The sequence below is a fragment of the Paenibacillus sp. A3 genome, assembly GCF_001399685.1.
GTDB lineage: Bacteria > Bacillota > Bacilli > Paenibacillales > NBRC-103111 > Paenibacillus_G.
The window spans coordinates 16,486-30,012 of record NZ_JTHN01000166.1 but is presented as its reverse complement, the minus strand read 5'-3'; the positions used below and the strand labels follow the sequence as shown (position 1 = coordinate 30,012).

The window sequence follows — 13,527 nt, the reverse complement described above, 5'->3', positions numbered from 1 at the left end:
CCAAATTTTAAAGGCAAGTCTATGAGATGCTTTATTCTACCGTTACAGCTTCCGCCTCGGTCATTTCTTCATCCAACGGAACAGCGTTCGGGTCGGTGATACGGATGTTGCGGTATCTCGACATCCCCGTACCAGCCGGAATCAGCTTCCCGATGATGACATTTTCTTTCAAGCCGAGCAGTTGGTCGACTTTGCCCTTGATCGCCGCATCAGTAAGAACCCGGGTGGTTTCTTGGAACGATGCCGCAGACAGGAACGAATCGGTCTCCAGCGACGCTTTGGTGATCCCGAGGAGCACCGGCTTCGCTACTGCAGGCTCTTCGCCCGCGAAGAGAGCCACTTTGTTCGCTTCCTCGTACTCGTGGATATCCACGAACGAGCCCGGAAGCAGCGTTGTATTGCCCGCATCGACGATACGGATTTTACGCAGCATCTGGCGGATCATAACCTCAACGTGCTTATCGTTGATTTCTACCCCTTGGTTCCGGTATACGCGCTGAACCTCTTGCAAAATATAATTTTGCACGCCACGGATCCCTTTGATGCGCAGCATTTCTTTCGGGTCGATGGAACCCTCGGTCAGCTCGTCGCCAGCCTCTACGGTCTGGTTGACGGAGACCCGGATACGGGAACCGTAAGAAATGGAATACACCTTGGATTCCGCTTCGCCTTGAACCTCGATCTCCCGGCGGTCTTTGGCTTCGCGAATTTCTTTTACCACGCCGTCGATTTCCGAGATCGTCGCTTGCCCTTTCGGATTCCGCGCTTCGAAAAGCTCCTGAATCCGCGGCAAACCTTGGGTAATATCGTCGCCCGCAACGCCCCCGGTATGGAACGTACGCATCGTCAGCTGCGTTCCTGGTTCCCCGATGGATTGCGCCGCGATAATCCCTACGGCTTCACCGATCTCAACGTGCTGGCCTGTCGCCAGGTTACGTCCGTAACATTTTTTACATACGCCGTGTCTGGAGCGGCAGCTAAGTACGGAACGAATCTGTACCTTTTCAATGCCTGCTTCAATAATCCGGTCAGCTTTTCCTGCTTCGATTAGATCGTTGCGGGAAACAATGACTTCACCGGTTTTCGGATCGCGGATCGTTTCGAAGGAATAACGGCCTTCGATTCGGTCGTACAGATCCTCGATAACCTCTTTGCCGTCTTGAATCCGGCTGACCAAGAAGCCTTTGTCCGTGCCGCAATCCTCGTCGCGTACGATGACGTCCTGCGCCACGTCGACAAGACGACGGGTCAAGTAACCGGAGTCGGCGGTACGAAGCGCCGTATCGGCCAAACCTTTCCGCGCGCCGTGCGTGGAGATAAAGTACTCCAAGACCGTCAAGCCTTCGCGGAAGTTCGATTTGATCGGCAATTCGTAGATCCGGCCTGTCGGCGTCGCCATCAAACCGCGCATCCCGCCAAGCTGGGTGATCTGCGATTTGTTACCGCGCGCCTTGGACTCAACCATCATGTTGATGGAGTTGTATTTATCAAGCGACTTCATCAAAATGTCGGTAATTTCGTCCTTCGCCTTACTCCATATCGCAATGACGCGTTCATATCGCTCGTCGTCCGTAATCAGGCCTCGGCGGTATTGGTTCGTCACGACCCGAACTTTTTCGTCGGACTCGTGAAGAATCTCGTCCTTCTCCTGTGGAACGGTAACGTCTGCCACCGCGATCGTGATCCCTGCCCGCGTGGAATAAGTAAAGCCAAGCTGCTTAATGTTATCCAGCGTAACCGACGTTTGCGTCGTATGGTAACGGCGGAAGCATTCGGCGATGATGGTACCGAGGTAGTCTTTACCTACGGCTTTCGTCTCCGGCAGCTCTTCCATCGCTTTGCGGATGTCTCCGCCTTTTTCGAATACGAAATAGTTATCTGACGCACCGTTCAACAAGTTCGCTTTGGTCGCTTCGTTGATGTACGGGAAGTCAACGGGATAAATCTCATTAAAGATGATTTTTCCGATCGTTGTAATGAGCATCGCTTCTTGCTGTTCCGGCGTAAAGCTCGTTTTCCCGAGCGCTTTGGTCGGAATGGCTACGCGGGCATGAAGCGAAGCGTCTCCGCGATGGTACAGGGACACGGCTTCGGCAACGGTACGAAGAATCGTCATCGAGCCTTTCGCTTGCTTATTCTCGGTCGTCAAGTAGAAGCTGCCGAGAACCATATCCTGCGAAGGCGTAACGACAGGCTTGCCGTCTTTCGGGTTCAAAATGTTCCCCGAAGCCAGCATCAAGACGCGAGCTTCTGCTTGCGCTTCTGCGGACAGCGGCACGTGGACGGCCATCTGGTCACCGTCGAAGTCGGCGTTATAAGCCGTACATACGAGCGGATGCAGCTTGATCGCGCGCCCTTCGACCAGGATCGGCTCGAACGCCTGAATCCCGAGACGGTGAAGCGTGGGGGCGCGGTTAAGCAGGACCGGATGCTCTTTGATGACTTCTTCGAGCACGTCCCATACTTCCGGGCTGACGCGTTCTACTTTGCGCTTTGCGCTCTTGATGTTGTGCGCAAGACCTTTGTTGACAAGCTCCTTCATGACGAAAGGCTTAAACAGCTCAAGTGCCATCTCTTTCGGGAGCCCGCATTGATACATCTTAAGGCTCGGTCCTACGACGATAACGGAACGACCGGAATAGTCAACACGTTTACCGAGCAGGTTTTGACGGAAACGGCCTTGTTTCCCTTTCAGCATATGGCTGAGCGATTTGAGCGGACGGTTGCCCGGACCCGTTACCGGACGGCCGCGGCGGCCGTTGTCGATCAAGGCGTCAACGGCTTCCTGCAGCATCCGTTTCTCGTTCTGCACGATAATGTCGGGAGCGCCCAAGTCGAGCAGTCTTTTCAGACGGTTGTTCCGGTTAATTACCCGGCGGTACAGGTCGTTCAAGTCGGAGGTCGCAAAACGTCCGCCGTCCAACTGCACCATCGGACGGAGCTCCGGAGGAATGACCGGCAGCACGTCCAGCACCATCCACTCCGGCATATTTTTCGAGTTACGGAAAGCTTCCATGACTTCGAGCCGCTTGATTGCGCGGTTGCGGCGTTGCCCTTGTGCGGTTTTCAGCTCTTCCTTCAGCGTATCGACTTCTTTCTCGATGTCGATGTCCTGCAGAAGCTTCTTCACCGCTTCGGCGCCCATGCCGGCTTGGAACGCATAGCCGTACTTTTCGCGATAGCTGCGGTATTCTTTCTCGGAGAGCAGCTGTTTTTTCTCCAGCGGCGTATCTCCCGGATCCGTTACAACATAGGATGCGAAGTAGATGATCTCCTCCAGCGAACGGGGAGACATGTCAAGCGCAAGCCCCATGCGGCTCGGAATGCCTTTGAAGTACCAAATATGCGAAACCGGCGCAGCCAGTTCGATATGGCCCATACGTTCGCGGCGCACTTTTTGGCGAGTAACCTCAACGCCGCATCGGTCACAGACGACGCCTTTGTAACGGACGCGTTTATATTTACCGCAATGACATTCCCAATCTTTGGTCGGCCCGAAGATTTTCTCGCAGAACAAGCCTTCCTTTTCCGGTTTCAACGTTCGGTAGTTGATCGTTTCCGGCTTCTTTACTTCGCCTCTGGACCATGAACGTATCTTGTCGGGGGAAGCCAATCCGATTTTCATGTACTCAAAATTATTGACGTCGATCAAGGAGCAACCCTCCTCCATGTTTTGTGCAGCAAAATCTGTGTGCGGGCATATGCCCATGACTTACGTCCGTAAAGCATTCCATCACAGCCTTACTCTACACCAAGCTCCGCGCCTTCGAGATTCAGGTTCAGCTTGTCGCTGGTCACCTCATCCTCGTCGTCCATTTCCTTCATTTCGATCTCTTCTTCGTTCTCGGACAAGATTTTGACATCCATACCCAAGCTTTGAAGCTCTTTGATCAATACTTTGAAGGATTCCGGAACGCCCGGCTCCGGAACGTTCTCGCCCTTGACGATCGATTCGTACGTCTTCACGCGGCCGACGACATCGTCGGACTTGACCGTCAAGATTTCCTGCAGCGTATAAGCTGCGCCGTACGCCTCAAGCGCCCAAACCTCCATCTCCCCGAAGCGCTGGCCGCCGAACTGCGCTTTACCGCCGAGCGGCTGCTGCGTAACGAGAGAGTATGGCCCAGTGGAACGGGCGTGGATTTTATCGTCGACCATGTGCGCCAGCTTGATCATGTACATGACGCCAACGGTAACTTCGCGTTCAAATGCTTCTCCCGTCCGGCCGTCATACAGCATCGTTTTACCGTTGCGCTGCATTCCGGCTTCTTCCATCGTATCGAAAACGTCGTACTCACGGGCACCATCGAATACTGGCGTAGCCGTGTGAATGCCGAGATATTTCGCTGCCATCCCCAAGTGAACTTCCAACACCTGTCCGATGTTCATCCGGGAAGGAACCCCCAGCGGGTTCAGTACGACCTCAACCGGCGTACCGTCCGGCAGGAACGGCATGTCCTCTTCCGGCAAAATGCGCGCGATAACCCCTTTGTTACCGTGGCGTCCCGCCATTTTGTCGCCTTCGGAAATTTTCCGTTTTTGGGCGATATAGACGCGTACCAATTGATTGACGCCTGGAGGAAGCTCGTCACCATTCTCGCGGGTGAAGACCTTCACGTCGACTACGATTCCGTCCGTACCGTGAGGCACGCGAAGCGAAGTGTCGCGGACTTCGCGAGCTTTCTCACCGAAGATCGCATGCAGAAGACGCTCTTCCGCAGTCAGTTCGGTTACCCCTTTAGGCGTTACTTTACCGACCAGGATGTCACCGGCGGCAATCTCGGCGCCGACGCGGATAATGCCGCGTTCGTCCAAGTTTTTCAGCGCGTCTTCGCCCACGTTCGGAATATCGCGGGTAATTTCTTCCGGTCCGAGCTTCGTGTCGCGCGCTTCGGATTCGTATTCTTCAATGTGAATGGAAGTATAAACATCTTCCTTCACCAATTTTTCGCTAAGCAGAATCGCATCCTCGTAGTTGTAGCCTTCCCAAGTCATGAAAGCAACGACGACGTTGCGGCCGAGCGCCAGCTCTCCCTGTTCGGTCGAAGGACCGTCGGCCAATATGTCACCGACGCGAACCTGTTCGCCCTTATGGCAGATCGGACGCTGGTTGATGCAAGTTCCTTGGTTGGAGCGCAAAAACTTGTGCAGCTTGTGCTTGATAATATCTCCGTTGACCAAGCGGCCGTCCACCATCTCTTGACGGCGTACCCAGATTTCGTTAGCCGAAACCCGTTCGACGACGCCGTTCACTTTGGAAACGATACATACGCCGGAATCTTTGGCCGATTTGTGCTCCATCCCCGTACCGACAAGCGGCGACTTCGGAATAAGAAGCGGTACCGCCTGACGCTGCATGTTCGAACCCATCAGGGCGCGGTTGGAGTCGTCATTTTCAAGGAACGGAATCAAAGCGGTCGCCACGGACACAACCTGTTTCGGGGAGACGTCCATGTAGTCGACTCGCTCTTTCGGAAGCGTCAAAATGTCGTCTTTGTAACGCACGATGACGGAGTCGTTCGCAAACTTGCCTTCCTCGGTCAGTTCGGCGTTCGCCTGAGCGACCACGTAATTATCCTCTTCATCGGCCGTCAGGTAGGAGATTTCATCCGTTACAACGTCCGTGTGCGGGTCGACGCGACGATAAGGCGCTTCGATAAAGCCGAATTCATTCACACGCGCAAAGGTCGACAAGGAGTTGATCAACCCGATGTTCGGTCCCTCCGGCGTCTCAATCGGACACATCCGCCCATAGTGAGAGTGGTGAACGTCCCGTACTTCGAAACCTGCGCGCTCCCGCGTCAAACCACCGGGTCCCAATGCGGACAAACGACGTTTGTGCGTAAGCTCGGCAAGCGGGTTCGTTTGGTCCATGAACTGCGAAAGCTGGGAACTTCCGAAAAACTCTTTGATGGACGCAATGACCGGACGAATATTGATAAGCTGCTGCGGCGTGATGGTGTTCACGTCTTGAATGGACATCCGCTCGCGCACAACGCGCTCCATCCGGGACAAACCGATCCGGAACTGGTTCTGCAGAAGCTCGCCGACGGAGCGCAGACGACGGTTCCCCAAGTGGTCGATGTCGTCCGTGCTGCCGATACCGTGCAGCAGGTTAATGAAATAGTTGATGGATGAGATAATATCGGCCGGGGTAATGTTTTTGACCGTTTTATCGATCTTGCCGTTGGCAATAACCTTGACGACCTTCCCATCCTCAAGCGGAGAATATACGCTGACGCACTGCAGCGGAATTTTATCCGACTCGGTTACACCATTAACTACATTGTATTCCGTGAAGCCGACGCTTTCTTCCAGATAAGGAATGATCGTGTCGAGCAGACGGCGGTCGAGCAATTGGCCGGCCTCGGCAACGATTTCTCCGGTATTCGTATCGACAAGCGTCTCTGCCAGCCGCTGATTGAACAGACGGTTTTTGATGTGCAGCTTCTTGTTGATTTTGTACCGGCCGACGTTAGCCAGATCGTACCGTTTCGGATCGAAAAAGCGCGCAACAAGCAAGCTTCTGGCGTTATCCAGCGTAGGCGGCTCGCCCGGACGCAGACGCTCATAGATCTCGATCAAGGCCTTGTCCGTCGAATCGGTATTGTCCTTGTCCAGTGTGTTGCGGATATACTCGTTGTCGCCGAGCAAATCTATGATTTCCGCATCTGTACCGAAACCAAGAGCGCGGAGCAGCACCGTGACCGGAATTTTCCGCGTACGGTCGATCCGCACGTAGATAATGTCCTTGGCGTCCGTCTCCAGCTCCAGCCAGGCTCCACGGTTCGGAATCACGGTTGCGGTATATGTTTTCTTTCCGTTCTTATCGACTTTCGTGCTAAAATAAACGCTAGGGGAACGAACCAGCTGGCTGACGATAACCCGTTCAGCGCCGTTGATAATAAAGGTACCCGTCTCAGTCATCAAAGGGAAGTCGCCCATAAACACTTCCTGCTCTTTAACCTCGCCGGTTTCTTTATTGATCAAGCGTACTTTCACACGAAGCGGTGCAGCAAAGGTGACGTCGCGTTCCTTGGATTCGTCGACCGAATACTTAGGCTCTCCCAAGCTGTAGTCGATAAATTCCAACACCAAATTCCCCGTAAAGTCTTGGATCGGGGAAATATCTTGAAACATTTCACGCAATCCCTCATCCAAAAACCATTGATATGATTTTTGTTGGATTTCAATCAGGTTCGGAACCTCCAAAACCTCATGAATCCGAGCGTACGACCTGCGTTTACGTCTACCTAATTGAACAAGATGTCCCGCCAACTTAGATTCACCCCTCATGTCTACTCAATAGAACAAAATAAAAGCCTCTTTGGGAAGCCTTCTCGAGTAAATAACTGCGCGAAGTGTCACTTCTTCAGGAAGCTTCTAAATGACTAAATAGAAATAGTAATATGGGTGCCCACCCTTTCGACTTGCCATAAATTTCCTTATACCTTGTATGGTTTACCTAAAATTTTAACATTATACGTCAAATGGAAAAATTTTATTCATACCTGTATAAAAAAATCTTGACATTTTAGTCGACTAAAGAGATTTCACCCTATCTTAATGCTGACATTTTATAATAATATCACAAAGCAAAAGTCAAGTCAACATATTTCCTGCCGCGGAATATATCGGTCCACTTAAGCTCAGACACGTTTTGTCCCATCCCTTCTAAAATACATATCACATTGAAAGGAATGGGACAAAAAACTCGCCGCCAACCGATAGATTCCTCCGACCAAAAGAAGAACCTCTCCGGAATATTACTTCACGGCCTTGATAATCCAATAGCCCTTGTCGCGCTCGACTTCTTCCACTTGGGAGTAGAGAGACTCGAGCTTGGCGTAAGCGGAAGGAGCCCCCTGCTTTTTCTGGATGACTACCCATAGCGCCCCGCCGGGAGCCAATACATGGTGAGCCTGCTCAAACACGCGGTGTACCGTTTCTTTGCCGGCGCGAATGGGCGGATTGGTCAGCACCGCATCAAAAGTCTGGTCCATCACCTCTGCCAGCAAATCGCTTTGCAAAATCCGGACGTTTGCGATCCGGTTGCGTTCGGCGTTTCGCTTCGCCAGTTCAATGGCACGCTCGTTAATGTCCACCATCGTAACGCTTCCCTGCTCCGCTACCACTGCGGCCGCCAATCCAATCGGGCCGTACCCGGAGCCCACATCCAGCACCCTGGCTTGCTTCGCCAGCTCCATAGTCTGCACCAGCAGCTTCGATCCGTAATCGACCCCCTTTTTGGAGAAGACCCCTGCATCCGTCCAAAAAACAAAGCTGCGACCGCGCAGCGTTTCCTCGATCGTATGCAAATCGTGCTCTACGCTCGGTCTCGGGGTATAGTAATGCTCGGACACGTATCCACCGCCTCCCGGTTCGAATTCAAAAGGAAAACCCCTTGAAGAGGATCGCCTCTGCAAGGGGTGCTGTAGCTCGAATTACTTCACTTCTACGGAAGCGCCTGCTTCTTCCAATTTTGCTTTAACGGAATCAGCTTCTTCTTTGGATACTTTCTCTTTAAGCGGCTTCGGTGCGTTGTCTACGAGATCTTTTGCTTCTTTCAGGCCGAGACCCGTGATTTCGCGAACAACTTTGATAACGTTGATTTTGGACGCGCCAGCGTTGGTCAGAATTACGTCGAATTCTGTTTGCTCTGGAGCTTCTGCCGCACCGCCGACACCTGCTACAACAGCTACCGGAGCTGCTGCGGTTACGCCGAACTCGTCTTCGATTGCTTTAACCAGATCGTTCAGTTCCAAAACAGTCATGCCTTTAATGGCTTCCAAGATTTGCTCTTTGCTCATGGTTAAACCTCCATTATCTCAAATAAGAATGTTTTTTAATCATTTCAAGCGGTACAATTACGCTTGCGCGCCGCCTTCTTGCTTCTCGGACACAGCTTTAACCGCAAGGGCGAAGTTGCGAACCGGAGCTTGAAGCACGCTGAGCAACATGGACAGAAGACCTTCTCTGGAAGGCAGTTCCGCCAGCGCTTTGATTTGGTTGAAATCAACCACTTTACCTTCAACGACACCTGCTTTTACGCTGAGCTTTTCGTTTTTCTTGGCGAACTCGGTCAAAATTTTGGCCGGAGTTACAATGTCGTCTTTGCTGAATGCAATCGCGGTAGGACCGGTCAAGTACTCATCCAGATCAGACAATTCCGCAGTAGCTGTCGCGCGACGAATCAGCGTATTTTTCAACACTTGGAATTCTACGCCCGCTTCACGCAGTTGTTTGCGAAGCTCGGTTACTTGCTTCACGTTCAAACCGCGGTAGTCAGCTACGATGGAGCAAGAGTTCTCTTTCAGCTTTTCAGATACTTCCGTAACTTGCTGAGCTTTTTGCTCGATAATTTTTACGTTTGCCATTTTGCACCTCCTACAAGTTTTCGTAAGAAAACTGCTTCGTAAGCATCCACTTAGTTTTCGTGAGAAAACTGCTTCTTAAGCGTCCGAAAACTTACTTCGTAAACACGTTCTCGAGGTCGTTCCCTTTCCTCGCCGCTGCTCTCCGCCGACATTCCCGCTAAAAGCGAAAATGCCTTCGCAGACACGGCGAAGGCATGACGATTCACATATTCCGTACAGAATATCGAATTTATATCACAACACCTCGGCAGGAAATTAAGCTCGAACGAGCACCTGCTGTCTACGGTAAGCATATTCGTTTGTCAACCTAAAACAGGTTAGCATGGATGACTTCAAAAGTCAACCACCAAGCTTTACCTTATCTCAGGGCTGTTGCATTGACGCGAGCGCTTGGCCCCATCGTCGAGGATACCGCGATGTTTTTCAGGTATACCCCTTTGGCTGCAGCCGGTTTTGCTCTGTTGAGCGCATCGATCAAAGCTTTGAAGTTCTCAGCAAGTTTCTCGGCGTCGAAGGATACTTTACCGATCGGCGCATGGATTTGTCCGGCTTTGTCCAGACGGTACTCGATTTTACCTGCCTTAATCTCCTGAACGGCTTTCGCTACGTCAAACGTAACGGTACCCGCTTTCGGGTTCGGCATCAAACCTTTACCACCCAAGATACGACCGAGCTTACCCACTTCGCTCATCATGTCCGGCGTAGCTACGCAGACATCGAAGTCGAACCAGCCTTGCTGAATTTTGTTGATCATGTCTTGATCGCCTACGAAATCGGCGCCTGCCGCTTCCGCTTCTTTGGCTTTGTCGCCTTTGGCAAATACAAGAACACGTTTCGTTTTACCTGTGCCGTGAGGCAATACAACCACACCGCGAACGGCTTGGTCTTGTTTTCTAGGGTCTACGCCCAGACGCACAGCCACTTCAACGGTTTCGTCGAACTTGGCGCGTGCCGTTTTCTTAACGAGTTCGATGGCTTCGAGCGGTTCGTAGAACGTCTCAGCATCGATTTGCTTAGCAACTTCAAGGTATTTCTTACCGTGTTTAGCCACTTTTATGTCCTCCTATGTGGTATTAGCGGAATATCCTCCCACTGAGTGCAGTGAGCGATTAGTCTTCGATGACTACGCCCATGCTGCGAGCTGTACCTTCGACCATACGCATAGCAGCCTCAACGGATGCAGCGTTCAGGTCAGGCATTTTTTGCTCGGCGATTTCACGCACTTTCGCACGTTTTACAGTTGCAACCTTCTTCTTGTTCGGTTCGCCGGATCCTTTTTCGATCCCAGCAGCTACGCGCAGCAATACGGCAGCCGGCGGCGTTTTTGTGATGAACGTGAAAGAACGGTCTTCGAATACGGAGATCTCAACCGGAATGATAAGACCTGCTTGATCGGCAGTACGAGCGTTGAACTCTTTGCAGAATGCCATGATGTTCACGCCTGCTTGACCAAGAGCCGGACCGATCGGCGGAGCCGGATTCGCTTTCCCTGCAGGAACCTGCAGTTTCACAACTTTAATAACCTTTTTTGCCATTGTGTGACACCTCCTCGCCCGTAGTATGGCAGTGTTTCACGCTACAGCTTTTCCACCTGGTGGTAGTCGAGCTCAAGCGGCGTTTCTCTGCCGAACATGTTGACATGGACCTTCAGCTTGCTTTTGTCGAGCAGAATTTCTTCCACGGAACCGACAAAATTGGCGAACGGCCCGACTTTCACGCGCACGGTCTCTTTGAGTTCGAAGTCGATTTTCGGCTTCGGCTCTTCGATACCCATATGCTTGAGAATAGAATCGACTTCCTCCGGAAGCAAAGCCGTCGGCTTCGATCCCGAACCGGTTGATCCCACGAACCCGGTAACGCCGGGTGTGTTGCGCACCACATACCAAGAGTCGTCCGTTTGGATCATCTCCACGAGAACGTACCCCGGATATACTTTGCGCATAACCGTTTTTTTCTTGCCATCCTTATTCACAAGCTCCTCCTCCATGGGAACGAGCACACGAAAGATCTTGTCCTTCATATCCATGGATTCGACGCGTTTCTCCAAATTGGCCTTTACCTTGTTTTCATACCCGGAGTAGGTATGAACGACGTACCATCTTTTTTCCATTTCCATAGCGCCACCCTATAGCCTAAATTTATTTAAACACGAGGCGAAGCAGCTCAGAAATTCCTAAGTCCAGAACGTAGAAGTACACCGTCACGAAGGCAACCGTAAACAACACGACCAGCGTATAGCTAATCAATTCTTTACGGGTGGGCCATTTCACTTTTTTCAGCTCAGACCAGCTATCGCCGAAAAAGGAAAATGTGTTGCCGAATCCCTGCTTCATTTTAGCCAAAAAGGACACAACTACACCTCCAAAAACTAGCGAGTCTCGCGATGAGCAGTTTGTTCATTGCAAAACTTGCAATATTTCTTGAGCTCCATGCGGTCAGGATGGTTGCGCTTATTTTTGGTGGATGTATAGTTTCTTTGCTTGCAGTTTGTGCACGCTAACGTGATGATCACCCGCATGATGTACACCTCCTACGGACCAGCCTCGAAATTTACAACCTTACACGACCAGCAAAAAAACGCCTTTTCGTCTAAGGCTACCCGATATACTTTAGCATACGGCCTATCTTCTGTCAAGGAAAAAGGATTAACATAGCGCCTGTCCCGTCTCATCCATTATTGACCAGGCGGCTCGTTCCTAAACGAAAACTTGATTATTTTTTTACAAAAGGACATCTTGCCATGCGCGAACATTAGTTCTATAATAATCTCTAAACATAGCTGATGACTTATAAAGTCTATATCTATAAAACAAAAAAAGCACCTTGCTATCACAGCAATAAAGGCGCTTATCTACGTTTTATGCGTCACGCACTTCCAAATACCTCTCCAGCTTGCGCTTCACGCGCTGCAATGCATTGTCAATCGACTTGACGTGCCGGTCCAAATCCACGGCGATTTCCTGATAGGATCGTCCGTCCAAATACAGCATCAGCACCCTGCGTTCCAGGTCGCTCAATATCTCTCCCATTTTATCTTCCAGCCCGCTGAACTCCTCTTGATTAATGATCAATTCCTCGGGATCGGATACACGGGAGCCGCAAATGACATCGAGTAGCGTCCTGTCGGAATCTTCATCATAGATGGGCTTGTCCAACGAAACGTAGGAATTCAGGGGGATATGCTTCTGGCGAGTGGCGGTTTTGATGGCCGTAATGATTTGACGGGTGATGCAAAGCTCGGCAAACGCTTTGAAGGAGGCTAGCTTATCGCCGCGGAAGTCGCGGATCGATTTATACAGGCCGATCATTCCCTCTTGTACGATATCCTCTCTATCAGCGCCGATTAGAAAATAAGAGCGCGCTTTGGCGCGAACGAAGTTCTTGTACTTGTTGATCAAGTACTCTAAGGCGTCGCTATCCCCTTCACGGACCGCTTCGACCACATCTTCGTCTGCCTTGAGGTCGTATTCGTACATTCTCAACTCTTTGAGGTCGACACTCACTACAATCCCTCCGGCCCAACGCTTGAAAGATAGGACTAGTATACATTATGTAATCTAGCGCCGTCAACCGGATTCCCGCTACAAAAACTAGATTGTTGGCTGATTTACAGGCATCGCCTTCAAAGCCCCTAATTCCCCCTGCGCCATTTCTCCAGCTGATCGCGTATATCTCCGCTAAGTCTGCTGTCAAACGAATTGCGCTTCGGCGCTGCTTCGGTGTCGATCGTCCGGCGGATTTCCTGGCGGACCTGCCTCACCTTGACCAAAAGTTCGCTTGCCGGAATCCGGAAAGCCCCTTTGCCGAAAATTACATGCTGCTCCGTCATATCGGAGGTTGCGACATATACCTGTTTGCGCCGTCCGATATGGGCGGTGACGAGCCTCTCGATCAGCTCGTCCGCCGTTTCCTTTTCTTTAGTGTAGTAGACCGGGAGCTTGCTTTGCAAATATTTGCCGCCAAGCCCCGGAACGTAGTAAGCGTCAAACACCACGATAACCTTCATCCCGGAGAACGACTGGTATTCGGCCATCGTTTCGATCAGCCGGTCGCGTGCTTCCTCCAGCCGGATCTCCTTCAGCCTTTGCAATTCCGGCCATGATCCGATGATGTTGTAACCGTCTACGATGAGGATCTCCTGAATCATGCC

At 51.5% G+C, this 13,527-nt stretch carries 12 protein-coding genes and 1 other annotated feature; all 12 genes read right to left on the bottom strand.

The window, feature by feature from the left end; all coding sequences use genetic code 11:
• Positions 1-31: 31 nt before the first annotated feature.
• The gene (rpoC, locus tag QJ48_RS24075; protein WP_054975993.1) at positions 32-3,652 is read right to left on the bottom strand and encodes a DNA-directed RNA polymerase subunit beta'; all 3,621 of its coding nucleotides are present in this window, start codon (positions 3,650-3,652) and stop codon (positions 32-34) included.
• A gap of 89 nt (positions 3,653-3,741) precedes the next feature.
• Positions 3,742-7,296, bottom strand: coding sequence for a DNA-directed RNA polymerase subunit beta (gene rpoB, locus QJ48_RS24070; RefSeq protein WP_054975992.1), 3,555 nt, complete (start codon positions 7,294-7,296; stop codon positions 3,742-3,744).
• A gap of 470 nt (positions 7,297-7,766) precedes the next feature.
• Positions 7,767-8,363 carry a class I SAM-dependent methyltransferase gene (locus tag QJ48_RS24065; RefSeq protein WP_054975991.1) on the bottom strand — a complete coding sequence of 199 codons (597 nt, stop codon included), beginning with the start codon at positions 8,361-8,363 and terminating at the stop codon, positions 7,767-7,769.
• An 81-nt stretch (positions 8,364-8,444) separates the two neighbouring features.
• Positions 8,445-8,810, bottom strand: a complete 366-nt coding sequence (rplL, locus tag QJ48_RS24060; protein ID WP_054975990.1) for a 50S ribosomal protein L7/L12 — start codon at positions 8,808-8,810, stop codon at positions 8,445-8,447.
• A gap of 57 nt (positions 8,811-8,867) precedes the next feature.
• On the bottom strand, positions 8,868-9,377 hold the full coding sequence (gene rplJ / locus QJ48_RS24055; protein WP_054975989.1) for a 50S ribosomal protein L10: 510 nt from the start codon (positions 9,375-9,377) through the stop codon (positions 8,868-8,870).
• A gap of 156 nt (positions 9,378-9,533) precedes the next feature.
• Positions 9,534-9,681 (bottom strand) — a sequence feature (ribosomal protein L10 leader region).
• A 54-nt stretch (positions 9,682-9,735) separates the two neighbouring features.
• Positions 9,736-10,428: a 50S ribosomal protein L1 gene (rplA, locus tag QJ48_RS24050; protein ID WP_010498897.1), complete on the bottom strand. Its 693-nt coding sequence runs from the start codon at positions 10,426-10,428 to the stop codon at positions 9,736-9,738.
• A gap of 58 nt (positions 10,429-10,486) precedes the next feature.
• Positions 10,487-10,912, bottom strand: coding sequence for a 50S ribosomal protein L11 (gene rplK, locus QJ48_RS24045; RefSeq protein ID WP_010498899.1), 426 nt, complete (start codon positions 10,910-10,912; stop codon positions 10,487-10,489).
• A gap of 41 nt (positions 10,913-10,953) precedes the next feature.
• Positions 10,954-11,487: a transcription termination/antitermination protein NusG gene (nusG, locus tag QJ48_RS24040; RefSeq protein WP_010498900.1), complete on the bottom strand. Its 534-nt coding sequence runs from the start codon at positions 11,485-11,487 to the stop codon at positions 10,954-10,956.
• Positions 11,488-11,515: 28 nt separating this feature from the next.
• On the bottom strand, positions 11,516-11,728 hold the full coding sequence (secE, locus tag QJ48_RS24035; RefSeq protein ID WP_010498901.1) for a preprotein translocase subunit SecE: 213 nt from the start codon (positions 11,726-11,728) through the stop codon (positions 11,516-11,518).
• Positions 11,729-11,745: 17 nt separating this feature from the next.
• On the bottom strand, positions 11,746-11,895 hold the full coding sequence (rpmG, locus tag QJ48_RS24030) for a 50S ribosomal protein L33 (protein WP_025851018.1): 150 nt from the start codon (positions 11,893-11,895) through the stop codon (positions 11,746-11,748).
• A 340-nt stretch (positions 11,896-12,235) separates the two neighbouring features.
• Positions 12,236-12,880, bottom strand: coding sequence for an RNA polymerase sporulation sigma factor SigH (gene sigH / locus QJ48_RS24025; protein ID WP_025851016.1), 645 nt, complete (start codon positions 12,878-12,880; stop codon positions 12,236-12,238).
• Positions 12,881-13,008: 128 nt separating this feature from the next.
• Entirely contained in the window at positions 13,009-13,524 is a 516-nt protein-coding gene (locus QJ48_RS24020; RefSeq protein WP_054975988.1) for an NYN domain-containing protein, read from the bottom strand.
• Positions 13,525-13,527 lie beyond the last annotated feature (3 nt).